The organism is Streptomyces sp. NPDC059009, from assembly GCF_042740175.1.
Classification (GTDB): Bacteria; Actinomycetota; Actinomycetes; order Streptomycetales; family Streptomycetaceae; genus Streptomyces.
Genome location: NZ_JBHYJB010000028.1, coordinates 77,377 through 103,115, shown reverse-complemented (window position 1 = coordinate 103,115; position 25,739 = coordinate 77,377). Strand labels below are relative to the sequence as shown.

General features: G+C 71.0%; 23 protein-coding genes. 10 read left to right on the top strand and 13 right to left on the bottom strand.

Annotated elements, in window-relative coordinates:
- Window positions 1-18 precede the first annotated feature (18 nt).
- The 4 genes from ACFWYM_RS26530 to ybaK all read left to right on the top strand — a co-directional run bounded on the left by ACFWYM_RS26530 (window position 19) and on the right by ybaK (window position 3,975).
- Complete coding sequence (locus ACFWYM_RS26530) at window positions 19-1,530, top strand: oxidoreductase (RefSeq protein WP_384842286.1); 1,512 nt, start codon at window positions 19-21, stop codon at window positions 1,528-1,530.
- 96 nt (window positions 1,531-1,626) lie between these two features.
- The gene (locus tag ACFWYM_RS26525; RefSeq protein WP_384842172.1) at window positions 1,627-2,670 is read left to right on the top strand and encodes a hypothetical protein; all 1,044 of its coding nucleotides are present in this window, start codon (window positions 1,627-1,629) and stop codon (window positions 2,668-2,670) included.
- 43 nt (window positions 2,671-2,713) lie between these two features.
- Window positions 2,714-3,454: an LON peptidase substrate-binding domain-containing protein gene (locus tag ACFWYM_RS26520; protein ID WP_384842169.1), complete on the top strand. Its 741-nt coding sequence runs from the start codon at window positions 2,714-2,716 to the stop codon at window positions 3,452-3,454.
- Between the two features lie 17 nt (window positions 3,455-3,471).
- The gene (gene ybaK / locus ACFWYM_RS26515) at window positions 3,472-3,975 is read left to right on the top strand and encodes a Cys-tRNA(Pro) deacylase (protein ID WP_384842167.1); all 504 of its coding nucleotides are present in this window, start codon (window positions 3,472-3,474) and stop codon (window positions 3,973-3,975) included.
- Between the two features lie 141 nt (window positions 3,976-4,116).
- Here the strand turns inward: ybaK and ACFWYM_RS26510 are convergent, their stop codons facing one another.
- From ACFWYM_RS26510 to ACFWYM_RS26495, 4 genes are all read right to left on the bottom strand, one after another.
- Window positions 4,117-4,773 carry a DUF2567 domain-containing protein gene (locus ACFWYM_RS26510; RefSeq protein WP_384842164.1) on the bottom strand — a complete coding sequence of 219 codons (657 nt, stop codon included), beginning with the start codon at window positions 4,771-4,773 and terminating at the stop codon, window positions 4,117-4,119.
- 88 nt (window positions 4,774-4,861) lie between these two features.
- Window positions 4,862-5,677, bottom strand: coding sequence for an ABC transporter permease (locus tag ACFWYM_RS26505; protein ID WP_384842161.1), 816 nt, complete (start codon window positions 5,675-5,677; stop codon window positions 4,862-4,864).
- Between the two features lie 58 nt (window positions 5,678-5,735).
- The gene (locus tag ACFWYM_RS26500; protein WP_384842158.1) at window positions 5,736-6,770 is read right to left on the bottom strand and encodes an ABC transporter ATP-binding protein; all 1,035 of its coding nucleotides are present in this window, start codon (window positions 6,768-6,770) and stop codon (window positions 5,736-5,738) included.
- A gap of 339 nt (window positions 6,771-7,109) precedes the next feature.
- The gene (locus ACFWYM_RS26495; protein WP_384842156.1) at window positions 7,110-8,339 is read right to left on the bottom strand and encodes an NYN domain-containing protein; all 1,230 of its coding nucleotides are present in this window, start codon (window positions 8,337-8,339) and stop codon (window positions 7,110-7,112) included.
- A gap of 364 nt (window positions 8,340-8,703) precedes the next feature.
- On the opposite strand from ACFWYM_RS26495, the gene ACFWYM_RS26490 reads away from it, so the two are divergent.
- Window positions 8,704-8,883 carry a hypothetical protein gene (locus tag ACFWYM_RS26490; RefSeq protein WP_384842153.1) on the top strand — a complete coding sequence of 60 codons (180 nt, stop codon included), beginning with the start codon at window positions 8,704-8,706 and terminating at the stop codon, window positions 8,881-8,883.
- 150 nt (window positions 8,884-9,033) lie between these two features.
- On the opposite strand, the gene ACFWYM_RS26485 is transcribed toward ACFWYM_RS26490, so the two are convergent.
- Together ACFWYM_RS26485 and dnaE are read right to left on the bottom strand one after the other, a co-directional pair.
- Entirely contained in the window at window positions 9,034-9,282 is a 249-nt protein-coding gene (locus tag ACFWYM_RS26485) for a hypothetical protein (protein WP_384842150.1), read from the bottom strand.
- 146 nt (window positions 9,283-9,428) lie between these two features.
- The gene (dnaE, locus tag ACFWYM_RS26480; protein ID WP_384842147.1) at window positions 9,429-12,974 is read right to left on the bottom strand and encodes a DNA polymerase III subunit alpha; all 3,546 of its coding nucleotides are present in this window, start codon (window positions 12,972-12,974) and stop codon (window positions 9,429-9,431) included.
- Between the two features lie 229 nt (window positions 12,975-13,203).
- On the opposite strand from dnaE, the gene ACFWYM_RS26475 reads away from it, so the two are divergent.
- From ACFWYM_RS26475 to ACFWYM_RS26460, 4 genes are all read left to right on the top strand, one after another.
- Window positions 13,204-14,529, top strand: a complete 1,326-nt coding sequence (locus ACFWYM_RS26475) for a DUF2252 domain-containing protein (protein ID WP_384842144.1) — start codon at window positions 13,204-13,206, stop codon at window positions 14,527-14,529.
- 67 nt (window positions 14,530-14,596) lie between these two features.
- Window positions 14,597-15,286, top strand: a complete 690-nt coding sequence (locus ACFWYM_RS26470) for a hypothetical protein (RefSeq protein WP_384842142.1) — start codon at window positions 14,597-14,599, stop codon at window positions 15,284-15,286.
- A gap of 42 nt (window positions 15,287-15,328) precedes the next feature.
- The gene (locus tag ACFWYM_RS26465) at window positions 15,329-16,147 is read left to right on the top strand and encodes a thioredoxin domain-containing protein (protein ID WP_384842139.1); all 819 of its coding nucleotides are present in this window, start codon (window positions 15,329-15,331) and stop codon (window positions 16,145-16,147) included.
- A 105-nt stretch (window positions 16,148-16,252) separates the two neighbouring features.
- Entirely contained in the window at window positions 16,253-17,911 is a 1,659-nt protein-coding gene (locus tag ACFWYM_RS26460; protein ID WP_384842136.1) for an alkaline phosphatase D family protein, read from the top strand.
- Window positions 17,912-17,918: 7 nt separating this feature from the next.
- On the opposite strand, the gene ACFWYM_RS26455 is transcribed toward ACFWYM_RS26460, so the two are convergent.
- Entirely contained in the window at window positions 17,919-18,488 is a 570-nt protein-coding gene (locus ACFWYM_RS26455; protein ID WP_384842133.1) for a dienelactone hydrolase family protein, read from the bottom strand.
- A gap of 45 nt (window positions 18,489-18,533) precedes the next feature.
- Here ACFWYM_RS26455 and ACFWYM_RS26450 point away from each other — a divergent pair, with 45 nt between their 5' ends.
- Window positions 18,534-19,634, top strand: a complete 1,101-nt coding sequence (locus ACFWYM_RS26450) for a mechanosensitive ion channel family protein (protein WP_384842130.1) — start codon at window positions 18,534-18,536, stop codon at window positions 19,632-19,634.
- Between the two features lie 55 nt (window positions 19,635-19,689).
- Here the strand turns inward: ACFWYM_RS26450 and ACFWYM_RS26445 are convergent, their stop codons facing one another.
- From ACFWYM_RS26445 to ACFWYM_RS26420, 6 genes are all read right to left on the bottom strand, one after another.
- Window positions 19,690-21,276, bottom strand: a complete 1,587-nt coding sequence (locus tag ACFWYM_RS26445) for a Na+/H+ antiporter (protein ID WP_384842127.1) — start codon at window positions 21,274-21,276, stop codon at window positions 19,690-19,692.
- Between the two features lie 94 nt (window positions 21,277-21,370).
- Window positions 21,371-22,129, bottom strand: coding sequence for a heparin lyase I family protein (locus ACFWYM_RS26440; RefSeq protein ID WP_384842124.1), 759 nt, complete (start codon window positions 22,127-22,129; stop codon window positions 21,371-21,373).
- A gap of 192 nt (window positions 22,130-22,321) precedes the next feature.
- A complete protein-coding gene (locus ACFWYM_RS26435) occupies window positions 22,322-22,807 on the bottom strand; it encodes a GNAT family N-acetyltransferase (RefSeq protein ID WP_384842121.1) in 486 nt (161 codons plus the stop codon).
- Window positions 22,804-23,745 carry an RluA family pseudouridine synthase gene (locus ACFWYM_RS26430; RefSeq protein WP_384842118.1) on the bottom strand — a complete coding sequence of 314 codons (942 nt, stop codon included), beginning with the start codon at window positions 23,743-23,745 and terminating at the stop codon, window positions 22,804-22,806. The genes ACFWYM_RS26435 and ACFWYM_RS26430 overlap by 4 nt, the downstream gene beginning before the upstream one ends.
- A 57-nt stretch (window positions 23,746-23,802) precedes the next feature.
- Window positions 23,803-24,438: a signal peptidase II gene (gene lspA / locus ACFWYM_RS26425; protein WP_384842115.1), complete on the bottom strand. Its 636-nt coding sequence runs from the start codon at window positions 24,436-24,438 to the stop codon at window positions 23,803-23,805.
- Between the two features lie 78 nt (window positions 24,439-24,516).
- A complete protein-coding gene (locus ACFWYM_RS26420; RefSeq protein WP_384842112.1) occupies window positions 24,517-25,551 on the bottom strand; it encodes a TraR/DksA family transcriptional regulator in 1,035 nt (344 codons plus the stop codon).
- Window positions 25,552-25,739: the final 188 nt, after the last annotated feature.

Genomic DNA, 25,739 nt, shown 5'->3' with positions numbered 1-25,739 from the left:
ACCGCGGCGGAGGTGGGCATGTGGCAGGCGTTCCGCAACGGCAGCGTGTACGACCTGCGCTCCGGTGACCCGGCGGAGGACGATCCGCACGGCGGCCACCCCTGGGGCCCCGAGCGCAGCGTGCGGGCGCGCATCGTCGCCTGGCTGCTGCTCGACGGGCCGCCCGCCCTGCCCGGCCGGGTCTCGTCCCTGAAGCTCGCCGGGCTCCAGATCACGGACGCCCTCGACCTCGCGGGCGGCAGCGTCGTGCCCTACGCGGAGCTGAAGCACTGCCGCTTCGAGAAGGAGGTCCTGCTCCCCGAGGCCCACTTCACGACGCTGCGCCTGGTCGACTGCTCGATCCCGCGCCTGGAGGCGGCCCGCATCCACACCGAGGGCGACCTGCACCTGCCGCGCTGCCGGATCCACAACGGCGTCCGGCTCACCGACGCCCAGATCGGCACGGACCTGCTGCTCAACCAGGCCGTCATCTACCGGGACCGGCGCGGCTCCTCGATCATGGGCGACGGGCTCAGCGTGGGCCAGGACCTGCAGGCCGAGATGATGGAGTCGCACGGCGTCGTCAGCCTGCGCGGCGCGAAGATCGGCGTCTCGCTCAGCCTGCGCGGCAGCCGCCTGGCCAATCCGTACGGCCCGCGCGCGCTCAACGCCCCGCAGCTGACCGTCGAGCGCAGCCTGTATCTGACCCCGGCCGGGGTCAGCCCGCTGCAGTCCAGCGGCGCCACCCCGGCGCGCGGCACCCGCGTGCAGCGCTTCGAGTGCCAGGGCGGCATCCGCCTGGACGACGGCCGCTTCGGCGACGCCGTCGACTTCGCCCAGGCCCGCTTCGAGCTGCAGAGCGACCAGGAGGTGTCGCTGCGCCGCGTCCAGACCCCCGAGCTGCGCTTCCTCGGCGACGCCCCGCGCCGCGGCAAGGTCGTCCTGTCCGGCGCGAAGGTGGTCAACCTGGTGGACAAGGCCACCAGCTGGCCCGGTCCCGGCCGGCTCCAGATGGGCGGTTTCACCTACGAGAACCTCGTCCCGCAGAGCGGCTTCCCGCTGTCGCGGCGGATCGAGTGGGTGTCGGCCGCGACCGCCGAGTACAACCCGGAGCCGTACGAGCGGCTCGCCACCGTCCTGCGCAACGGCGGCGAGGACGCGGACGCCCGCGAGGTGCTCCTCGCCAAGCAGCGCCGCCGCCGCGAGACCCTGCCGCTGGCCGCGAAGGTGTGGGGCTTCGCGCAGGACTGGACGGTCGCCTACGGGTACCGGCCGGGCCGGGCCGCACTGTGGATGGCGGTCCTGTGGGCGATCAGCGCGGTGGCGTTCTCCCGCGCCGACCACCCGGCGATCAAACCGGGCGAGCACCCGCACTGGAACCCGGCGCTGTTCACCCTCGACCTGCTGCTTCCCGTGATCGACCTGGGGCAGGGCAACTACTGGATGCTGCGCGGCGGCTGGCAGTGGTTCGCGACGGCCCTGATCCTGCTCGGCTGGATCCTGGCGACGACGGTGGCGGCGGGCGCGACGCGGCTGCTGCGCAGAAGCTGAACCGTTATCGAGGGCCGGGCAACCCCCTGAAATCCTCAGCCGTCCTCCCATCGCAAGCACCGAAGTCGGCTCAGGCGCAAGGGGGCGGGGGTTCCTATGCCACTGCTGCGCGCGCTCATCCGCACCGCCCGCATGATCCGGCACACCCCGGCCCTCGCCGCCGGCCTGCCCGCCGACGACGAGGTGCTGCTCGACGTCCCGGACGAGCGGCTCGCGCCCGCCCTCGTCGCCGCCGGGCACGGCGATCACGGCCCCGCCGCCAAGCTCCTCGCCGCGACCCGCGAGGGCGCCGAGTGGGAGAACCGCGACCGCCACACGGCCCGGCTCGCCGCCTTCGCCCGCTCCCGGCCCGAGTGGTTCGACGCCTGGCAGGAGGCGGCGCCACACGACCCGGACGCCCTCCTGGTCAAGGCCGAGCTCGCCGTGCTCACCGGCTGGGAGTCCCCGGCCCGCGCCGAGATCCTGCGCCGGTCGGGCCCGCTGGTCGCCGCGGCCGCCGCGGCCGACCCGCGGGACCCGGTGCCCTGGCGCGTCGCCCTCGACCACGCGCGCGGCGCCCATGTCCCGCGCTCCGACTTCGACCGGCTGTGGGCCGAGGCGGTCCGCCGCTCCCCGCACCACTACGGCTGCCACGCCTCGGCCCTGCAGTACCTCTCGGCCGCCTGGTACGGCTCGCACCGCGAGTGCTTCGCCTTCGCCGAGGAGGCCGCGGCGCAGACGCTCTCCGGCTCCCTGATCCGCGCACTGCCGGTCCGGGCCGCCTTCGCGTATCTCACGAGCCCCTCGAATCCCATGGGTGTGGCGCGAAGCGTCTCGATGAGGGGCGGTGGTCGGGAGACGGGCGGGCGCGTGCCGCGCGAGCGCCTGGACGCCGCCGCCGATCTCGCGATCGCGCTCTCCCGGGAGTACGAGGCCGGGGACCCCTACCCCGCCGAGGTCCGCAACCTCCTCACGTACGTCCTGGTCAGGCTGGAGCGCTGGCCGGAAGCCCTGGAGCAGCTGCGTCTCATCGGGCGGTACGCGACGTCGTTCCCGTGGGACCGGATCGCCTCGGATCCGCTCGGCCAGTTCCTGGAACTCCGCGACGGCGTACGCATCGAGGTGGCCTCCACGACCCCGCTGCGGGCTCCGCGCGGCTAGGGCAGGCATGGGCGGACCCGGGCGACCATTAGGCTTGCCGTTCGTGACCACCGTCCGGCTCCCGCTCTTTCCGCTCAACTCGGTGCTGTTCCCGGGGCTCGTGCTGCCCCTGAACGTCTTCGAGGAGCGTTATCGCGCCATGATGCGCGAGCTGCTGAAGTCCCCCGAGGAGGACCAGCGCCAGTTCGCCGTCGTCGCGATCCGCGACGGCCTCGAGGTGGCGCCGAGCGCCCCGGGCCTGCCCGACCAGACCTCGGTGCCCGAGCTGGGCCCCACCGCGGGCTTCGGCGACGACCCCGCGCACGCCTTCCACGCGGTGGGCTGCATCGCCGACGCGGCCACCATCCGGGAGCGCCCCGACGGCGGCTTCGAGGTCCTGGCCACCGGCACGACACGGGTGCGGCTGCACTCCGTCGACGCCTCGGGGGCGTTCCTCACGGCCGAGGTCGAGGAGCTGGAGGAGGAGCCGGGCGAGGGCGCCGGGACGCTCGCGGAGGGCGTCCTGCGGGCGTTCAAGAGCTACCAGAAGCGGCTCGCCGGGGCCCGGGAGCGGTCCCTGTCGACGGGCGCGGAGCTGCCGGACGACCCGTCGGTCGTCTCGTACCTGGTCGCCGCGGCGGCCGTCCTGGACACCCCCACGAAGCAGCGCCTCCTGGAGGCCGGCACCACGGCGGCCCGGCTGCACGACGAGCTGAAACTCCTGCGCGCGGAGACCGCCGTGATCCGTAAGCTGCCGTCGCTGCCCGCGACGGACCTCACCCGCGGGCCGACGAGTCTCAACTGACGTAAGGCGCGAGGACCTTGGCGAAGAAGCAGAAGAAGAACCAGCAGTCCGGGGGGACCCCGGCGACCGTGGCCCTCACCGCCGCGGGCATCGCGTACACGGTCCACGCCTACGAGCACGACCCCGCCCACCCCTCGTACGGCGAGGAGGCCGCCGAGGCCATGGGCGTCTCCCCCGACCGGGTCTTCAAGACGCTGGTCGCGGAGGTCGACGGCGAGCTGACCGTCGCCGTCGTGCCCGTCGCGGGCTCCCTCGACCTGAAGGCGCTGGCCGCCGCGGTCTCCGGCAAGCGCGCCGTGATGGCCGACCCGGCCGCCGCCGAGCGCACCACGGGCTATGTGCGCGGCGGGATCTCACCGCTGGGCCAGCGCAAGAAGCTCCGCACCGTCCTGGACGACTCGGCCTCGGCACACGCCACGATCTGCGTCTCGGCGGGCCGCCGCGGCCTCGAGGTGGAGCTGGCGCCCACCGACCTGGCGGCACAGACGGGCGCGGTCCTGGCGGCCATCGGGCGGGCTTGATCTCGCCCCCGTCCCGTACGCACCCCCTCGACGAAGTGCGCGCCCTCGGCTAAGTACCGAGGACATGTCGAAGAAGACGCGTAAGCGGAAGTGGCGGGTCAAGAAGGGCCGGGCCAACCACGGGAGGCGCCCGGCGTAGCGCTACTGGACGGGGCCCGCGTCCTCGTACGGCGTCGGATAGAGCGCGGGCTCCGGGTCGCGCGGCCCGAACAGCGCGGTCAGGCCCAGATGCAGGGCCATCGCGGCGACGGGCCACGCGAGCAGCGCGCCCTTGGCCTTGAGCTCCAGGGGTGCGTCGAACACGACGCCCTTGCCGACCTGCTTGGCGTGCGCGACGACGTCCGTCTCGGGGCCGAACCAGCCGCCGACCTTCCAGGCGAGCAGCGAGCCGAGCAGCCCGCCGAGCGCGAGCCCCACCACCAGCGGGATGCCGCCGCGCCTGCGGACCAGGAAGACGACGACGGCGCTGAGCAGGCCGAAGCCGAGCCCGAGCAGGGTGAACGTTCCGTCTACACCGATCGCCTGCTCGCCCTCGGTGTCCTTGAGGTAGACCGCGGTGTTGTCCGCGATGAGCGGGATGCGCGGCGCGAGCCAGAGCCAGAGCAGTCCGAGCAGCACTCCGCTGACCGCGACCGCGACCATGATCACTAGGGCCTGCAGCACTTCGACGTGCACGTCGGGCCCGTTCTCCTCGTACGCCTGCGGGGACATGGCTCCTGAGGGCTGAGCGTCGGACGGCCAGGACTCGTGCGGGGGTTCGTTGTGCGGCGGTTGGGAGGGTGTCAGCGGTGCGGTCACCCACACATGGTGCCAGCAGCCCACCCGTCTCCCGGCCACCGCCCCTCAACGAGGCGCATTCGCGCCGCACCTTCTGGATTGCGCTGCTTCACCGGACGGCCGCTCGGCGGTACGCCCAGGTCGCCACGGCCAGCGAGGCGACGCCGACGCCCGCGCAGACGGCCAGGTCGAGGGCGACGACGGCCCAGTCCGGGTGCGGCCCGAAGGTGCGCGCGAAGGCTTCGACCCCGTACGTGGACGGCAGCAGGTCCCGCGCGAACTGCAGCACCTGCGGCATCCGGTCGGCCGGCAGCACCCCGAGCAGCAGCGCCGCCGACATCCCCAACTGGCCGAGCAGCGTGGCCAGTTCGGGTCGCGGCGCGAGCAGCCCGAGCGCCGCCCCGAGCCCGGCGAGCGCGGCGCCCGCGAGCGGGATGACCGCGGCGAGCACCCACAGGTGCGTCAGCGGAAGCCCGAAGAGCCCGCACCCCACGACGGCCGTGACGAGGGTCCCCGGCACCGTGAAGGAGGCATACGCGGCCGCGGCGCCGAGCACGACGGCGGCGGGCGGCACGGGCAGCGTGGCGTAGTGGTCGAGCCCGCCGTCGGCCCGCAGCTGCCCGAAGTACTGGGCGAGCAGATTGAGCGCGACGAACGCGACGACGAGCACGGACGACCCGGCGACCACGGCCCGCGCCTCCCCGCCCCCGTCCACGACGCCCCGCATCAGGATCATGATCCCGACGGACTGGAAGGTCGCGACGAACAGCAGCGGGATCCGGGCGACCCGCGCCCGGGACAGCTGTGCGCGGTAGACCGCCGAGAGGGCGGGCAGCAGCCGCGCCCGCGCCCCGAGAGGCGCCGCCTCACTCACGGCCCCGTCGTCCTCGGCCCGCACGACGGCTTCCAAGGGCACCGCGCTCACCGGCCACCACTCCTGGTCTCGTACGTACAAGGACTCACGTCTTGGGTCACGCCTCCGGTCACGCCTTCACCAGCCCCTGCCCGCTCCCGCCGAGCGCCAGGTAGACGTCCTCCAGGCTCGGCGTCGCCAGCGTGAAGTCGTCGAGTGCGGCGAAGGCGGCCCCGCCCGTGACCGCCGCGACGGCGGCCCGCGCCTCGTCCGGGGCGAGCCGCAGCGACCAGCGGCGCCCCGACTCCACGGCGGACGACCGGAGCGCGGCCACCTCGGGCACGTCGACGGGCGCCTTCTCGCGCCACACCAGCTCCACGCGCACCTCGCCCGCGACCCGCTCCTTGAGGCCCACGGGGGTGTCACAGGCGATGACCTTGCCGCGGTCCAGGACGGCGACGCGGTCGAGGACGGTCTCGGCCTCGATGACGTTGTGGGTGACCAGCACGACGGTCGAGCCGGACTCGGCGCGGCGCCGGTCGACCGCGGCCCAGACCGCGCGCCGTGCGACGGGGTCCATGCCGGTCGTCGGCTCGTCCAGCACGAGCAGCGGCCGCTCCCCCACGAGCGCGGTGGCGAAGCAGGCGAGCCTGCGCTGTCCGCCGGAGAGCTTCTTCAGGGGCCGGGAGGCGAGCGGCGCCAGGGCCAGCTCGTCCAGCACGGCGTCCCGCTCCGCCCGGGCGCTCCGCGCGTCGAGGCCGCGCAGCCGCGCGGTGGTCTCGACGGCGAGCGAGACGGTCAGCTCGTCCAGGGCGGTGGACTCCTGCCCCAGGTACGCGAGGATGCGCGCGGCCCGCTCGGGGTGGCGGACGATGTCGTGCCCGAGGATCTCGACGCTGCCGCTGTCCGGGCGCATCAGCCCGGTGAGCTGCCGCACGAGGGTGGACTTCCCGGCGCCGTTGGGCCCGAGCAGCCCGAAGATCTCGCCGCGCCTGACCTCCAGGCAGATCCCGTCGGTGGCGCGCACCTGCGGCGTCGCGGGCCTGCCGCGGCCGCCCCGGGAGGCCGGATAGGTCTTGACGAGATCGCGCACCGCGCAGACGGCACCCCGGTCGTGTCCTTGCCGGTGCCCCTGCCGGACTGCCTGTGCCGAGCGCGTACTCACGAAGGACGAGAGTACGGGGTCCGATGTCCGGTATGGCGCATGGGGGCGGCCTAGCGAGGGATATCAAGCCCACCCGGCGCCTGCGGACGGGCCGCGAGCAGATCAAGCCCGCCCGGCGCCTGCGGACAGGCCGCGAGCAGGTCAAGCCCGCCCGGCGCCTGCGGACAGGCCGCGAGCAGATCAAGCCCGCCCGACGCCTGCAGACGAGCCGCACAGCAGATCAAGCCCGTCCGGCGATTGAGGACGAGGCCGTTCAGGCCGATGGGGGTCCAGGGGCGCAGCCCCGGGACGGCGCCCCACCCACGAGCCGGCCCCCCACCTCAAGGGGCGCCCCACGACTCAGTCCCCCACGGAAGCATGCTCCGCCGCGGTACGGACGTCGATCTCCCGCCAGAACCCCGCCCGGATCGCGTACCGGTCGTGCTCGTCGATCTGGTCGTCCTTGTGGGCGAGCAGCCCGAAGCGCGCGGCGTACCGCAGCAGCTCGCCGTCGATGCGGTGCGGGATGCGCGGGTACATCGTCGACAGCTTCTGGAGGTTGTGCTGCTCGGGCAGCCGCGCCATCCAGCGGCGGGCGAAGACCTGGCCCACCTCGTAGGGGTCGCCGCCCACCGTGGTGATGTCCTCCTCGCGGTCGGCCCACCGCTGCTCGGCCGTGGTGAGCTGGGCGAGGGTCGGCAGCGCGGCGGCCTCGGGCCCCTCGGCGGCACCGGGGGGACGCTCGACCCAGCCCTTGTCGGAGGACCAGCGCAGCGTCGCGTTGGTGTGGTCCTTGCCGACGGGTGCGCCGGGGCCGCGCAGGGCGGCGAGGTCCTTGGGGGTGGGGACGCCCTTCGCGGCGGGGATGCGCTCACCGGTGCCGTTGGCGCCGCCGGGTGCGGGCTCGGTGTGCGGGGCCGCCTGGGCCTCGTCGGCGGACGGGGCGGCGGCAGCGGCGAGCGCGGACTCGGGCAGCGGCGCGGAGAGGATCGCGGCGATCTCGGGGCGCGGCACGGGCGGCGCCGCACAGACCCCGCCGAGCTCCTTGGCGCGGACGGCCTTGGTGATCCAGGCGCGGTCCAGGACGCGGCGCTCGTCGGCCTCGGCGACCAGGTCCTCGGACTGGTTGTAGTCGCCGTCCGCGGCCTGTACGGCCCACAGGTGGACGGCGACGCCGTGCTCCTTGGCGGCCATCATGCCGGGCAGCAGATCGCCGTCCCCGGTGACGAGCACGACGTCGGAGCAGGCGCGGTTGCGGGCGAGCTCGGTGAGCTCGGCGTGCATCGCGGCGTCCACCCCCTTCTGTGCCCAGCGGCCGTCGCTGCGGGTCAGGGCGCCGAGCCGGACCGTGACCCGGGGCATGACCCGCAGCCTGCGGTGCTCCGGCTGCGGTACGCGGTCGGGGGCGCCGTCGAACCAGTAGATGCGCAGCAAGGGGCGCTCGGTGTCCGATTCGGCGCGGTCGCGCAGGCCCTGGATGAGGGCCGTGTGATCAACGGTGATCCGGGACCGGGACGGCTCTCCCGCGAGGAGACTCGCGGCGGCCCCCAGCAGATAGCCGGCGTCCACCAGGACGATGCAGCGGTCCACGCGATCCACCCTCTTTCCCTGGATATTCCCTGGAAGTAACGGAAGAAAGTAACTGAAAGTACCGAGGTCTTGAGATCTTGGAACATCTGAACCCCCGGGCGACCGCCAGGAATCCGTGAAGGAACGGCGGGATCACTTGCGGGACGCTTCGGGTTTCCTTCGAGTCTGCCCGACCTGGCGGGGCTTAACGGCCCGAACTCGATCTTCGGCGTGGCGTATCGGCAACTTCGGCTGAACGCACCCCTTGTCGACGCCGCGCGCTGCCCATATCACGCACGGTAATTCTCCAAAATGCGCAGCTTGTCGCCCTATGTGAATCTGGTCGCATCCTGGCCCCCAGATCCCCCTCAGGAGGAAGATCACCATGGCCAAGAACAAGAACCGCAAGCAGGGCGGACAGCAGAATCGCGCGTCCTCGGCGGAGCAGGCGGCGGAGCAGGCCAAGTCCTCCGCGACGGAAGCCCAGTCGGCGATGGAGTCGCAGGCCCAGGGTTCCCCGGCGGACGTCGCCCGTAAGCACCAGCGCCGCTTTGGCCACAACTGACGCCACCGGCAGGGGTATTGATCCGCATTGATCCACCCCAGGCACAGCGAAGGGGCACCCCCGGATTCCGGGGGTGCCCCTTCGCACGTACGGCCTCCGTGCGTACAGCCCTCGCGCGTACGGCCTCCGCGCGTACGGCGTCCGTGCGCCCTACTCGCCGAATCCGTGGCGCTCGTGGGCGACCATGAACGACCGCGGGTCCTGCATCTCGGAGGCGCGCGGCCGCACCACCTTGCGGCCGCCCTGGATCACCTCGTAGGCGAGCCGCACGTGCGACACCCACTCGTTCAACTCCATGCCCGGGAAGTAGGACTTGAGGGAACTCTGCGCCGTCCACGGGGACTGGTGCGCCTCCCGGAGCAGAAATACGGCCTTGTCGACGGCGGCGGTGTTCGTCATGAAACTCATCCCTCACACGAAAAACTAGATGCACCATGCATCTTCTAGATGCATGGTGCACCTTACTCCGTGAGATGTCCGCTTTAAGTAAGTAAAGCCCTTCTTTGCCGTGCTTTACGGGCCCTTGGGCCGCTCCTTGGGCTGCGCTACCCCGCCAGGCACGACGGGCCGAGCAGCACCTTCAGGTCGCCGAAGAGCGCCGGGTCCGGCTTCACCCGGTGCCGGTCGAGCCGCAGCACCGTGGTCTTCTGCGCACCCTGGAGCTTGATCCGGACCTCGCTGTTGCCCCGGTGGTGGCTGAGGACCTCGCCGAGGCGGGTGATCATCGGCGGGCTGACCTTGACCGTCGGAATGGTGATCACCACGGGCGCGTTGGTGCCCGCGTTCGACAGGTCGGGGACCTGCATCTCCATCGCGACGAGCCGGGGCACGTCCTCGCGCTTGTCGAGGCGGCCCTTCACGAACACCACGGCATCCTCGACGAGTTGGGTCGAGACCAGCTGATACGTCGCCGGGAAGAACATGCACTCGATGGAGCCCGCGAGGTCCTCGACGGTCGCGATCGCCCAGGCGTTGCCCTGCTTGGTCATCTTGCGCTGGAGGCCGGAGATGATGCCGCCGATGGTCACGACCGCGCCGTCGGAGAAGTCACCGCCGGTGAGCTGCCCGATGCCCGCGTCGGCCTTGTCCGACAGGACGTGCTCCAGGCCGAAGAGCGGGTGGTCGGAGACGTACAGACCGAGCATCTCCCGCTCCTGGGCGAGCAGATAGGTCTTCTCCCACTCGTCCTCGGAGAACTCCACGTCGAGACCGAACCCGGGCTCGTCGCCACCGGACTCGTCGCCCATCCCCCCGAAGAGGTCGAACTGCCCTTCCGCTTCCTTCCTCTTGACCGCGACCACGTTGTCGATCATCGGCTCGTACTGCGCGGTCAGGCCCTTGCGGGTGTGCCCCATGGTGTCGAACGCGCCCGCCTTGATGAGCGATTCGGTGGTGCGCTTGTTGCAGGCGGTCGCCTCGACCTTGTCGAGATAGTCCGGGAAGGAGACGAACTTCCCCTTCGCCTTGCGGGACCGGATGATCGACTCGACCACGTTCGTGCCGACGTTGCGCACGGCCTCCAGGCCGAAGAGGATCACGTCGTCGCCCTGGGCGGCGAAGTTGTGCACCGACTCGTTCACGTTCGGCGGGAGGACCTTGATGCCCATGCGGCGGCACTCGTTCAGATAGACCGCCGACTTGTCCTTGTCGTCCTTGACCGAGGTGAGCAGCGCGGCCATGTACTCGGCCGGGTAGTTCGCCTTCAGGTAGGCGGTCCAGTAGGTGACCAGGCCGTACGCGGAGGAGTGCGCCTTGTTGAAGGCGTATCCGGCGAAGGGCACCAGGACGTCCCAGAGGGCCTGGATGGCCTCGTCACTGAAGCCGTTCTTGCGGGCACCGCCCTGGAAGATGGTGAAGTTCTTCGCCAGTTCCTCGGGCTTCTTCTTGCCCATCACGCGGCGCAGGATGTCGGCTTCGCCGAGCGAGTAGCCGGCGACGATCTGCGCGGCCTTCTGCACCTGCTCCTGGTACACGATGAGGCCGTAGGTGAGGCCCAGCGTCTCCTTGAGGGGCTCTTCGAGCTCCTTGTGGATCGGCGTGATCTCCTGGCGGCCGTTCTTGCGCTCCGCGTAGTTCGTGTGCGAGTTCATGCCCATCGGGCCCGGCCGGTAGAGGGCCGAAACGGCGGAAATGTCCTCGAAGTTGTCGGGCTGCATCTGGCGCAGCAGCGAACGCATCGGGCCGCCGTCGAACTGGAAGACGCCGAGCGTGTCACCACGGCAGAGCAGTTCGTACGTCTTCGGGTCGTCCAGCGGGACCTCGAGCATCTCCAGCTTGATGTCCTTGTTGGCCTCCACCATCTTCACGGCGTCATCCATGATCGTGAGGTTCCTGAGGCCCAGGAAGTCCATCTTGATCAGGCCGAGCGACTCGCACTGCGGGTAGTCCCACTGCGTGATCGTCACGCCGTCCGTGTGCCGCACCCAGATCGGGGCGTGGTCGATGATCGGCTCGCTGGACATGATCACGCCGGCGGCGTGCACGCCCATCTGCCGGACCAGGCCCTCGACGCCCTTGGCGGTGTCGATGACCTTCTTCACATCCGGCTCGTTCTCGTACATCCCCCGGATCTCGCCCGCCTCGCTGTAGCGGGGGTGCTTGGGGTCGGTGATGCCGGAGAGGTCGATGCCCTTGCCGAGGACGTCGGCGGGCATGGCCTTGGTGAGGCGGTCGCCCATCGCGTACGGGTAACCCAGCACGCGTGCGGAGTCCTTGATGGCGTTCTTCGCCTTGATCTTTCCGTATGTGCCGATCATGGCGACCTTGTCGGCGCCGTACTTCTCCGTCACGTACCGGATCACTTCGACGCGCCTGCGCTCGTCGAAGTCGATGTCGACGTCGGGCATGGAGACGCGCTCGGGGTTGAGGAACCGCTCGAAGATCAGCCCGTGCTCGATCGGGTCGAGGTCGGTGATGCCCATGGCGTACGCGACGATCGAACCGGCCGCGGAACCACGCCCGGGGCCCACCGCGATGCCGTTGTTCTTGGCCCACATGATGAAGTCGGCGACGACGAGGAAGTACCCCGGGAACCCCATCTGGATGATGATGTCCATCTCGTAGTCCGCCTGCTTCTGGCGGTCCTCCGGGATCCCGTTCGGGAAGCGGCGGATCATGCCGCGCCGCACTTCTTCCTTGAACCACGTCGTGTTCGTGTATCCCTCTTCGGGGATGTCGAACTTCGGCATCAGATCGCGCTTGTCGAACATGCCGGTGGTGTCGATCTGTTCGGCCACCAGGAGCGTGTTGCGGCAGCCCTCCTGCCAGGCGTCCGAGGAGTCGATGGCGTACATCTCGTCCGTGGACTTCAGGTAGTAGCCGGTGCCGTCGAAGCGGAAGCGGTCCGGGTCGGAGAGGTTCTTGCCGGTCTGGATGCAGAGCAGGGCGTCGTGCGCCGTCGACTCATGGGCGTACGTGTAGTGCGAGTCGTTCGTCACCAGGGGCGGGATGCCGAGCTTCTTGCCGATCTCCAACAGGCCGTCGCGGACCCGGCGTTCGATCTCGATGCCGTGGTCCATCAGCTCCAGGAAGTACCGGTCCTTTCCGAAGATGTCCTGGTAGTCGGAGGCCGCCTGGAGCGCCTCGTCGAACTGGCCGAGGCGCAGTCGGGTCTGGAGCTCGCCGGAGGGGCAGCCGGTGGAGGCGATGAGACCCTCGCTCCACTGGGAGATGGTCTCCTTGTCCATGCGCGGCCACTTCTGCAGCCAGCCCTCGGCGTACGCGTCCGAGGACAGCTTGAACAGGTTGTGCAGCCCGGTCTTGTTCGCCGCCCAGATCGTCTTGTGCGTGTAACCACCCGAACCGGACACGTCGTCCCGCTTCTGATGCGGCTGGCCCCACTGGATCTTCCGCTTGTTGCGCCGCGACTCCGGGGCGACGTACGCCTCGATGCCGATGATCGGCGTGACGCCCGCGCTCTGCGCCGAGTGGAAGAAGTCGTAGGCCCCGTGGAGGTTGCCGTGGTCGGACATGGCGATATGGGTCATGCCCATCTCATTGCACGCCTTGAACATGTCCTTGAGCCGCGCGGCACCGTCCAGCAGCGAGTACTGGGTGTGGACGTGCAGGTGCGTGAACGGCGGCTTTGTCACGGCTTTGGCCTCCAGCAGAAACGAGGGATGACAGGCTGCGGACAGTCTGGGGGGACAGCGTGGAAGTCTACGACTCGCGACTGACACAGGAGACAAATACAGCGGCACGCAGCGCCTCGTTGAGGGGTGGTGGTCGGGTGACGGGCGGGCGGGCACTCGCGGGTACGGTCGTGCGTTGGAAGGGGCGGAACATCTGTCCCACATGTCATGCACCAGGAGGCACCCAGCGATGTCGGTCCCGCAGCCCACCGCTGAGCAGCGCGGCGAGCAGATCCTCTCCGTCTTCGACACCGCGTTCGGCGAGCTGCTTGCCGCCGACCCGGCGGCGTTCCGGGTGAAGTTCCGGAAGATGGCCGCCTCGGCCTTCGCCTTCTACCGCGGCACGGCCTGCCTCTTCTACGCCGACCTGGAGCGCGAGCAGCACGGCGGCCCGTACCTGGACGACCGCACGGGCCGGGTGTGGATCCACGGCGACCTGCACGCGGAGAACTTCGGCACGTACATGGACGCCCAGGGCCGCCTGATCTTCAACGTGAACGACTTCGACGAGGCCTACGTCGGCCCGTTCACCTGGGACCTGAAGCGCTTCGCCGCCTCCGTGGCCCTGATCGGCTACTCCAAGGCCCTGAGCGACGACCAGATCGCCGGCCTCGTCCGGGTCTACGCGGCGGCGTACCGCGAGCGCGTCCACGACCTCGCCACGGGCGCGAAGAGCGACGAGGTCCCGCCCTTCACCCTGGACACCGCCCAGGGCCCCCTCCTGGACGCGCTGCGCGACGCCCGCTCCCTGACCCGCTTCGCCCTCCTGGACTCGATGACGGAGATCCGCGACTTCGAGCGCCGCTTCGCCCCCGGCGGCGGCTCCATCGAGCTGGACGCGGCCACCCGCTACAAGGTCCTCGCGGCCTTCGACGGCTACCTGGAGACGCTGCCCGAGTCGAGCCTCACCCGCCCCGACTCGTACCGCGTGAAGGACGTCGTGGGCCGCCGCGGCATCGGCATCGGCTCGGCGGGCCTGCCCTCGTACAACATCCTCCTGGAGGGCAACAGCGACGCCCTGGAGAACGACGTCGTGATCTACATGAAGCAGGCCCAGACCCCGGCCGTCTCCCGGCACATCACGGACCCGGCGGTGCGCGGCTACTTCCAGCACGAGGGCCACCGCACGGTCATCTCCCAGCGCGCGCTCCAGGCGCACGCCGACCCGTGGCTCGGCTGGACGGAGCTGGACGGCGCCGGCCAGCTGGTCGCCGAGGTGTCGCCGTACGCGGTGGACCTGGACTGGTCGGACATCGACGACCTGGAGGAGATCTCCGCGGTGGTCGCCGACCTGGGCCGGGCGACGGCCACGATGCACGCGGCGGCGGACGACCAGTCCGGCGAGTCCCTGGTGCCGTTCTCCACGGAGCGCGCCATCGACGCCGCGATCGCCGCCGACGAGGACGGCTTCGCGGACCTCCTCGTGGACTTCGCGCACAGCTACGGCGCCCGCGCGCGCGAGGACCACCAGATCTTCGTCGACCTGTTCCGTAACGGTCGGATTCCGGGTCTGTAGTCCGTTGCGTAACTCATAGGGACCCTTTAGGGGACCCCTACCCGAGTGCATGGGACACTCCCCTGCGATGGACATATCCGGGACTCAGCTCAGGGCCGTGCGCGCGGCGCTGTTCACGACGCTGGTCGTGACGCTCTCCGCCGCGTCGCACGTCCTGCTGTCCAGGGCCCCGCTGCCGCTCACCACGGTCGCCCCGATCGCCGTCGCCGTGTTCGCCCTCGCGTATCTGCTGGCGGGCCGGGAGCGCGGCTTCGGCCGGATCGCCGCCCTGGTGATCCCCCTGGAGCTGGCCGCCGACACGGTCTTCACGACCGGTCAGCACGTCTGTTACGGCGAGGCGGGCGGCCCGGTCGCGGGCCCGCTGCGCTCCTTCGGCGTGGACGTGCTGTGCGGCAACGCCGCCTTCGGCACCCCCCTGGCGCGGATGGCGGGCGGCGGCGACGGACACCGCTCCGCCGCCCTGCTCGCCGACACCGACGCGGGGGCCGCCTGGCTGCTGCTCGGCGCGCACATCGCGGTGGGGCTGCTCGCCGCGGCCTGGCTGCGGCGGGGCGAGCAGGCCCTGGCCCAGCTGGTGCGCGCGGTGGCCGCGGCCACCTTCCGGCCGCTGCTGCTCGCGGTCGCCGCGGTGGCGCTGCGCCCGGAGCGGCCGCTCCGGCTGCCGCGCCCCGCGACCCGCGCGCGGGTCGTGCGTACGCGGTGGTTGGTGCATTTCGTGGGGCGGCGCGGGCCGCCGTGCTCGGCCGTATTCGCCTGAGTACGCCCCCCCACGTATGTCACCCACACGGAGAAAACGATCATGAGCAAGCGCAACAGCCAGGCGGCGAAGTCGGCGGCCCGCGAGCGGATCAAGGCCCAGCAGGAGGCCGAGCGCAGGCGCGAGAAGCGCAAGCGGACCGCCATCGTCGGCACGACCATCGTCGCGGTCCTCGCGATAGCGGGCGGCGTCGGCTACGCCGTCATGCAGTCCAACAAGCCCAGCGGCTGGGACGCCGCCAAGGACGACAAGCTGGTCCGCCCCGCCCACACCTCCGGCGACAAGGGCACCACCGTCATCCTCGGCAAGGCGAGCGCCAAGCAGACCCTCAAGGTCTACGAGGACCCGCGCTGCCCCGTCTGCGCCGGCTTCGAGCAGACCGTCGGCCCGACCGTCGAGAAGGACCTCGACAAGGGCAAGTACAAGATCCAGTTCATCGGCGCCACCTTCCTCGACCGCAACATCCCGGGCGAGGGCTCCCGCAACGCCATGAGTGCCCTCGGCGCCGCCCTGAACGTGAGCCAGGACGCCTTCCTCGACTACAAGAAGGCCCTCTACTCGGCGAAGTACCACCCCGAGGAGCAGGACGACAAGTTCAAGGACGACTCGTACCTGCAGGAGATCGCGGACCAGGTGCCCGCCCTCAAGAAGAGCGCGACCTTCAAGAAGGACCTCAAGGACGGCACGTACGACCGCTGGGCCCTGGAGATGTCGAAGTCGTTCGACAGCAACAAGGACAAGGTCGACTCCACCCCGGGCTTCGTCCTGAACGGCAAGGAGCTCAAGGGCGCGGACGGGAAGAACCCGCCGCTGTCGGTGGCCGACTTCAACAAGGCGGTCGACGCGGCCATCAAGGGCTGAATCACCCCATAGCGCTCCATATGTGAGCGTCACTCAGGGAAAGAGCGGGCGAACCTTTCGGGGTCGCCCGCTCTTGGCCATTACTGGTCAGTATGGTGATCGCCCGTGACCAGTAGAAGCAGCAGCACCCCCAGCAACTCCCTGACGCCGCGCCGCCGTACGGTCGTGAAGGCCGCGGCCGCCACCGCCGCGCTCGGCGCCCCGCTCGCCGCGAGCCCCCTGGCCCACGCCGCCGAGGGCCCCGCCTTCCACCACGGAGTGGCCTCCGGCGACCCCCTGCCCGACGGCGTGCTCCTGTGGACGCGGGTCACGCCCAGCCCCGAGGCGGTGCCCGGCTCGGGCAAGGGCCGGGACACCGAGGTGAGTTGGGAGATCGCGGAGGACAAGGGCTTCAGCCGCGTCGTCGGCAAGGGCAGCACCACCGCACGGGCCGCGAGCGACCACACCGTCAAGGCCGACGTAAGGGGCCTGCGCCCGGCGACCGACTATTACTTCCGCTTCTCCTCAGGCGATACGCGCTCCCCGGTCGGCCGCACCCGCACCGCCCCCGCCCCCGACGCGACGGCCCCCGGCCTCCGCTTCGGCGTGGTCTCCTGCTCCAACTGGGAGGCCGGCTACTTCTCCGCGTACCGCCACCTCGCGGCCCGCACCGACCTCGACGCGGTCCTGCACATCGGCGACTACCTCTACGAGTACAAGGCGGGCGAGTACCCGGAGGCCAAGTACGGCGTCCGGCAGCACCAGCCGGCGCACGAGATCATCACCCTCGCCGACTACCGCACCCGGCACGGCGCCCACAAGACCGACGCCGACGCCCAACTGGTCCACGCAGCACACCCGTTGATCGCCATCTGGGACGACCACGAGTTCGCCGACAACGCCTGGCCGGGCGGCGCCGAGAACCACACCCCGGAGAGCGAGGGCCCCTGGGCGCAGCGCATGGCCGCCGCCAAGCAGGCGTACTTCGAGTGGATGCCGGTGCGTCCCTCGATCGCGGGCACCGTCTACCGCCGCCTCCGCTTCGGCAGGCTCGCCGATCTGCACCTGCTCGACCTGCGCTCGTTCCGCTCCGAGCAGGCGAGCACCGGCAGCGGCAAGGTCGACGACCCTGAGCGCACGATCACCGGCCGCGCGCAGCTGGACTGGCTGAAGGCGGGCCTGGCCTCCTCTGACGCGACCTGGAAGCTGATCGGCACCTCGGTGATGATCTCGCCGGTCGCCTTCGGCTCCGTGCCGGCCCATCTGCTCGGCCCCCTCGCGGAGTTGCTCGGCCTGCCCAAGGAGGGCCTGGCCATCAACACCGACCAGTGGGACGGCTACACCGACGACCGCAAGGAGCTCCTCGGCCACCTGCACGACAAGGGCGTCAAGAACGCGGTCTTCCTGACCGGCGACATCCACATGGCCTGGGCCAACGACGTGCCCGCGAAGGCGGCGACGTACCCCCTGTCGCCGTCCGCCGCGACGGAGTTCGTGGTGACGTCCATGACGTCCGACAACGTCGACGACATGCTGCACGTCGCCCCGCACACCGTCTCGCTGGTGGCCGTCGCCGCCGTCAAGGCCGCCAACCGCCATGTGAAGTGGCTGGACATGGACTCGCACGGCTACGGCGTCCTGGACGTCACCGCCGAGCGCTCGCAGATGGACTACTACGTCCTGTCCGACAAGACGGACCCGAACGCGACGTCCGAGTGGGCCCGTTCGTACCGCACGCTCAGCGGCACGCAGAAGGTCGAGCGGGCGGACACCCCGGTGCGCTGACGCCTCTCTACAAGCTGTCGAGGAAGCCGAGCGCCACCCGCCAGGTGGCCTCGGCGGCCTCCTCGTCGTAGTCGGGCAGGTCCGGGTCGGTGTAGAGGTGGCCCGCGCCCGCGTAGCGGTAGACCTCGACATCGGCCCCGGTGCGGCCCATCTGCAGGTACCAGGCGCTCAGCCAGTCGTCCGGCTCGAACGGGTCGGGCTCGGCGACGTGCAGCTGCACCGGCAGCTCGTCCACCGTCACGCCCTCGGAGATGTCCGACGTGCCGTGCAGGAGCAGCAGCCCGCGCGCCTTGGCGTCGCCGAGCGCGAGGGTCTGCGCGATCGCGGCGCCGAGCGAGAAGCCGGCGTAGACGAGCCCGCGCTCGGAGTGGGGGGCGGCGGCCAGGATCGCCCGCTTCAGGAGCTCGTCCTTGCCGATCTCGTCCCGGAGGTCCCTGCCTTCCTCGACGGTCTCGACGGTCCGCCCGTCGAAGAGGTCCGGGGTCCACACCTCGTGGCCCGCGGCGCGCAGCCGGTCCGCCGCCGCGCGCACCGCGGGCCGAAGGCCGTACGTCGAATGGAAAAGCATGATGTTCATGGGGCCATCGTGCCACTTGGATCCCCGCCCCCTACCCTCGGACGCATGGAGAACGTCCTGCGCCCGTTGATCGTGATCGGCGGCTCGGTCGTGCTCACGCTGGTCGTCGGCTGGTTGGCCGACGTCATACTGCGCCGGGCCGACGCGCGGCACCGGGACACCCCCCTGTGGGGCCTGCTGCGCCGCTGCCGACTACCCCTCCAACTCGTCCTGTGCACCGCCCTGCTGCGTGGCTCCTACGACCAGGCGAAGATCGCCGAGGACCACGAGGCGGGGATCGGCCAGACCCTCACCCTCACCCTCATCGGCTCCCTAGCCTGGCTGTTCGTACGCATCGCCGCGGCCATCGTCGAGACGTCGTACACGCGCTACGCCGCCGCGCACCGCGACCCGGCCCGGGTCCGCCGGGTGCGGACGCAGGTGACGCTCATCCAGCGCGTGGTCTCCGCGGTCATCGGTGTGGTGGCCGCGGCCGCGATGCTGCTCACCTTCCCGGCCATGCGGACGGCCGGGGCCTCCCTGCTCGCCTCCGCCGGCATCCTCGGCATCGTCGCCGGTGTCGCCGCGCAGTCCACCCTGAGCAACCTCTTCGCCGGGCTGCAGATCGCCTTCGGCGACATGGTGCGGATCGGCGACACGGTGGTGGTGGACGGCGAGTGGGGCACCGTCGACGAGATCACGCTGACCTTCCTGACCGTGCGCACGTGGGACGAGCGCCGCATCACCATGCCGGTCTCGTACTTCACGTCGAAGCCCTTCGAGAACTGGTCGCGCGGCGGCTCCCAGATGACCGGCACCGTCTTCTTCCAGCTCGACCACTCGGCCCCCGTCCCCGAGATGCGCGAGAAGCTCCACGACATCCTGCGCGAGTGCGCCGCGTGGGACGGCCGGGACTGGGGCCTGGCCGTCACGGACACGACGCCCAACACCATCCAGGTCCGCGCCCTGGTCACCGCCAAGGACGCGGACGACATCTGGACGGTCCGGGTCACCGTCCGCGAGCAGCTGGTGCGCTGGGTGGCCGAGCACCACCCCTACGCGCTCCCGAAGGTCATCACCGGCTGGGCCGAGCCCTCCCCCGACGGCGACGGCAGGCCGCGCCCCACGCCCCCGTCGCCGGAGGTCCCGCGCACCGGCCGCGGCTGATCCGCCCGTACCCGCGTCCCACCCGTCCCATCCGTCCCATCCGTTCGTACGGGGGTCAGCGCAGACTCCGTACGTCGAGCTGGTGCAGCACCCGGTCCACGACCTCCGGGTTGGAGCCGGGCTCGCTGCGCGCGGCGAGCACCTCGTGGCGGGCGGCCGACATCATCTCCCGCTGGATGCGCTGGACCGACTTCAGGCGGGCGACCCGCTTCGTGTACCGCTCGCGCCGCTCCTCGTCCACTATGTCGGGGCTGATGCGGGCGCCGATGTCGAAGGCCCCGCGCTGCAGCCGCTCGGAGAGGTCCTCGGGGAGCTCCTCGACCTCCTCGATCTCCTTGAGGCGGCGCTTGGCGGCCTTGGCGGCGCGGACGGCGAGCTCGCGCTCCAGGGCCCGCTCGGCGTCGCTGTCGGCGGTCACGCCGAGCCGCTTGACCAGCCAGGGCAGGGTGAGGCCCTGGGCCACGAGGGTCGCCATGATCACGCAGAAGGCGACGAAGACGATCTCGTCGCGGCCCGGGAACGGGTCGCCGTTGTCGGTCTGCAGCGGAATGGCCAGGGCCAGCGCGACGGAGGCCACCCCGCGCATCCCGGACCACCACATGACGACGGTCTCGCGCCAGCTCGTGGGGATGTCCTCGTCGTAGTCACGCCTCTTGTGCAGCCGCTTGGCGAGCCAGGTCGCGGGCAGCAGCCACAGCAGCCGGACGCCGACCACGACCGCGACGATCGCGGCGCCCCACCCGAACATCTCCGCCTCGTGGCCGTCCGCCGTTCCGAAGACGTTGTGCAGTTCGAGCCCGATGAGCCCGAACGCGACTCCGGTCACGAGGGTGTCCACGATCTGCCAGAACGTCTGTCCCGTGATCCGCCCGAGCACGTCATCGGCGTCGACGGCGTTCTCCGCGAGGTACAGCGCGGTCATCAGCACGGCGAGCACCCCGGAGCCGTACAGCTCCTCGGCGAGCACATAGCTGGCGAACGGCACGAGCAGCGTCAGGCCGGTCTGCAGCGTGGCGTCGCCGAGCAGCCCCATCAGCTTGGTGGTGAGCCAGCCGAGGGCGAGCCCGACGGCGACGGCGACCACCGCGGAGAGCACCAACTGCCCCACCGCCTTCGGCCAGGAGAACGTCCCGCTCATCGCCGCCGCGATGGCCACGTGGTACAGCACGATCGCCGTGACGTCGTTGAAGAGCCCCTCGCCCTCGAGGATCGACACAAGGCGGCGCGGCAGCCCGAGCTGGCCCGCGACGGCGGTCGCCGCCACCGGGTCGGGCGGCGCGACGAGCGCCCCGAGCGCCACGGCGGCCGCGATCGGCAGGCCGGGCACGATCGCGTTGGCCACGGCGGCGACGGCGGCCGTGGTCACGAACACGAGGGCGACGGCGAGCAGCAGGATCGGCCGGAAGTTGGCCGTGAACTGCCGCCACGAGGTCCGCTGCACGGACGCGTAGAGCAGCGGCGGAAGCACCAGCGGAAGGATGTAGTCCGGCGGCACCTCCACATTGGGCACGAAGGGCAGCAGGGCCATCCCGACCCCGGCGAGGGTCATCAGGACGGGCGCGGGCAGCCCGAGCCGGTCGCCCAGCGGCACGGTCACCACCGCCCCCAGCAACAGGACGAGCAGCAGCGCCAGTTGATCCACGGGGTGCCCTCCGGCGGTATCGGTCTCGAACGATCAAGACCTCAACCCTGCCACGCAATCCCGACCAACCGGACCAATGGCGCTGTCGATCATGTCACCGGAGCGCGACGTCCTCGTAGTTCCGCCCCACCTTGGCCCCGTTGAGATAAGCCGTGGCCGCGCCGGTCACGCCGTCGGAGCGGTAGACCCCCCACTTGTCGGTGACCCAGTCCGCCCGCAGGGTGGCGGCCTTGTACGCGGAGGCGCCCTTCAGCTTCTGCGGCTTCCCGTCGTACCAGAAGCGGACGGATCCCTTGGCGGGGTCGTCGGACACCTTGATGCCGACCACGTAGTGGTGCCATTGGCCGGTCTCCAGCGGCGTGTTCCACAGTTGCGTGGTCTTCAGGTCCGGGTCGGCGTACTCGAGGTCGACGGTGCCGTCGCCGCGCGCCCGCAGCGACAGGGGCGGGGTCGCGGCGCCCGCGCCGTAGTCCTTGAGCTGCCACAGGACGACCCAGTCGCCGGAGTGCGTGGGCAGCGGGTTCCACATCGAGCGCCAGCCGACGTAGACGGTGTCGCCCTCCTTGAAGCGCAGCCGGCCACCGTCGGACGTCTTGTGCCCCCGGGTCTCCACCCGCACCCGCTCGTCGGGGTCGACCTTGTCGCCGGAGGTGTAGAGCTTGTACGTCTTCCCGTACTGGCCCTTGGGGTCGTCGACCACGCTGACGGTGCCCGGCTTGGTCTCGACGCCTTCGAAGACCCCGGTGCCCTTCGCGGGGTCGGCCTGCCAGAGCGGCGCGGCACTCTGCCCGGCGTCCGCGTGCCAGCCCCCGGCGAGCCCGAGAGCCCCGGCAGCGACCACCCCCGAAACCATGCCCATGACATTTCGCCGCTTACGGTGCTTCCCAAGTACGCGCATCACAGGCTCCGTTGAGGGGAGGTGGGGGATGAGCGTGAACGTAGGGCCGCGCCCAGTCGCCCGTCAAGACCGACTGGAAACTTTCCTAACTGTGGAGCTCGGTGGAGCTCGGTGGAGCTCGGTGGAGCTCGGTGGAGCTCGGTGGAGCTACGGCTGGCCCAGCGCCTTCCGCATCGACCGGTGCGGCATCCCCGCATCGGGAAACTCCGGCCCGTACGCCACGTATCCGAGCCGCTCGTAGAACCCCATCGCCTGCGTCTGCGCGTGCAGGTCCACCGCGGTCAGGCCCCGCTCGCGCGCCGCCTCCTCGAGGGCCGTCACGAGGGCGGCCCCGATCCCGAGGCCGCGCGCCGCGCGCGTGACGGCGAGGCGGCCCAGGGAGCCCACGCTCACGTCCCCGCCGTTCTTCACGGCGGCCGCGGCGCCGGACAACAACCGCCCCGTGCCCACCGCAACGCCGTCCTGGCGCACCGCGAGGACGTGCGTCGCCCCCGCGTCGTACTCGTCGTACTCCAAGTCCTCAGAAACGCCCTGCTCGGCGACGAAGACCTCCTTGCGCACCCCGAAGCACGCCTCGAGGTCGTCGGCCCCGGCCGCCACCCGGCAGCTGACGCCGACCCCGCGGGCGCTCACGCGCTCTCCGCCCGCACCCGGTCGAGCGCCTTCTGGAGGTCGTCCGGATAGCCGCTCTCGAACTCCACCCACTGGCCGTCGCCGGGGTGCTCGAAGCCGAGCCGGACGGCGTGCAGCCACTGGCGGGTGAGGCCGAGCCGCTTGGCGAGCGTCGGGTCCGCGCCGTACGTCAGGTCGCCCACGCAGGGGTGCCGATGCGCCGACATGTGGACCCGGATCTGGTGCGTGCGCCCGGTCTCCAGCTTGATGTCGAGCAGGCTGGCCGCCCGGAACGCCTCGATGAGGTCGTAGTGCGTGACCGACGGCTTGCCCTCGGAGGTCACCGCCCACTTGTAGTCGTGGTTGGGGTGCCGCCCGATGGGGGCGTCGATGGTGCCGCTCATGGGGTCGGGGTGGCCCTGCACCAGCGCGTTGTAGCGCTTGTCGACCGTGCGCTCCTTGAACTGGCGCTTGAGCGACGTGTACGCCCGCTCGGACTTGGCCACCACCATCAGGCCCGACGTCCCCACGTCCAGGCGGTGCACGATGCCCTGTCGCTCGGCGGCGCCCGAGGTCGAGATGCGGTACCCGGCCGCCGCGAGGCCGCCGATCACGGTCGTCCCGGTCCAGCCGGGGCTCGGGTGCGCGGCCACGCCGACCGGCTTGACGATCACGACGATGTCGTCGTCGTCATGCACGATCTCCATGCCCTCGACGGGCTCCGCGACGATCTCCACCGGCGGCGCCGCCTGCGGCATCTCCACCTCGAGCCAGGCACCGCCGTGCACCCGCTCGGACTTGCCCACGGCAGCGCCGTCGACCAGCACCTTGCCCGCCGCCGCGAGCTCCGCGGCCTTCGTACGGGAGAACCCGAACATGCGGGAGATGGCGGCGTCGACGCGCTCGCCCTCCAGGCCGTCCGGTACGGGCAGGGTGCGGATCTCGGGAATCGTGCTCACCCATTGAGTATGCAGGAGCCCACCGACACCCCCACACCGCAGGCTCCTGCCCAGGGCTCAGTCCTTGTGGACGGTCCCGTCCGGGTCCAGGCCGCGGAACGACAGCAGCACGATCAGGATGCCGCCGCACACGATCGCCGAGTCCGCCAGGTTGAAGACCGCGAACCCCTTCGGGGCGATGAAGTCGACGACCGCGCCCTCGAAGACCCCGGGCGACCGGAAGAGCCGGTCGGTGAGGTTGCCGAGGGCGCCGCCGAGCAGCAGCCCGAGGGCGATCGCCCAGGGCAGGCTGTAGAGCTTGCGGGCGAGCCGCGCGATCACGATGATCACGGCCGCCGCGATGCAGGTGAAGATCACGGTGAATGCTTCGCCGACCCCGAAGGCCGCGCCCGCGTTCCGGATCGCCGACAGGCGCAGCCAGTCACCGATGAGGTCGATGTCCTTGTGGTGCTCCAGCTTGGCGACCACGATCATCTTGCTGACCAGGTCGAGGAGGTAGGCGAACACGGCCACCCCGAACAGCACGGCGATCTTCCGCTTGCCCTTGGGCCGCTGCTCGGGCTCCCCGGCCGCGGCCTGCTGCTCGCCCTGGCCGGCGGCGGTCTCCTCGGTCCCGGAGTCGGACTGCTCCGGCTCGGCCCCAGCCGCCTCAGGGATATCCGGCGTACCGATGATGCGCTCCGCCTCTGCCACGTGAGTCCCTCAACCTAGGTGCCTGACTGAGGACGAGAGTACGGCACACACGTACGGCCCCAGCAGTCCAGGAGGCCCTCAGTACCGGCGTTCCTGCTTCTGCTTGCACTCCACGCACAGTGTCGCGCGCGGGAACGCCTGCATCCGGGCCTTGCCGATCGGGTTGCCGCAGTTCTCGCAGAGGCCGTACGTGCCCGCGTCGAGCCGCTCCAGGGCGCGGTCGGTCTGCTCCAGCATCTCCCGGGCGTTCGCGGCGAGCGCCATCTCGTGCTCCCGCGTGATGTTCTTCGTGCCGGTGTCCGCCTGGTCGTCGCCCGCGCCGTCACCGGAGTCGCGCATCAGCCCCGCGAGCGCGCTCTCGGACGACTCGATCTCGGTCCGCAGCCGCATGGACTCGGCCATCAGCTCCGTCCGCGCCTCGGCGACCTCCGCCGGGGTCCACGGGTCCTCGCCGGGCCGGACCGCGAGCTCACCGGGCGCCGCCGCCACAGCACGTGCCTTCGGCACCGCGGTCGGCTTCTTCGCTGCCGTCGCCGTGCCCGGAGTCTTCTTCGCAACCACCGTCGTGGCTCCCGTCGTCTCCGCGGCCTCAGCCGCACCCTCGGCCGCCGCTGCGGCCGTCTTCTTCGCCGTGCTCTTCTTGGCAGCGGTCTTCTTCGCCGCCGTCTTCTTCGCCGCCGCCTTCTTCGCCGGAGCGGCCTTCGCGGTGCCCGCCTCCCCCTCAGCCTGCGTCTTCTTGGCAGCCGTCTTCTTGGCAGCGGCCTTCTTGGCCGGTGCGGCGACATCCTTCGTGGCGGCAGTCTTCGTGGCTGCCGCCTTCTTTGCCACCGCCTTCTTGGCCACGGTCTTTTTCGCCGCTGTCTCCTTGGACGCCGTTCCCCCGCCGGACGCCTCCTTGTGGACGGACGCGTCCTTCGCGGCGGATGCCGTCTTCTTGGCGGCGGCCTTCTTCGCCGTCGTCTTGCGCGGCTGGTCCTTGGCGTCGTGTGCGGTGCCCTTCGCCACGCTCTTCTTGCCGCTGACGTCCTTGGGCGCTGCCGTCCCGGCAGCGCCGGCCGTGCCTGTGGATCTGCTGGTCGCCGACTGCTGTACGGCGGTCTTCTTCGCCACCATGGCCGCGGCCCCTTCACATATTGTGATCTTGCTCGCGAATCGTGCTGGGACGATAAATCGACTCCAGGCCCGCGGCAACGGGGCACGCCGCCCGATTCGCCCGCCCCACGGGTGCCGCGGGACGAGCCTTCATGCGTTGTGCCCAGCTCCCCGCCGGGTAATCCGCCGACCGGGCCGTGCCGGGATCC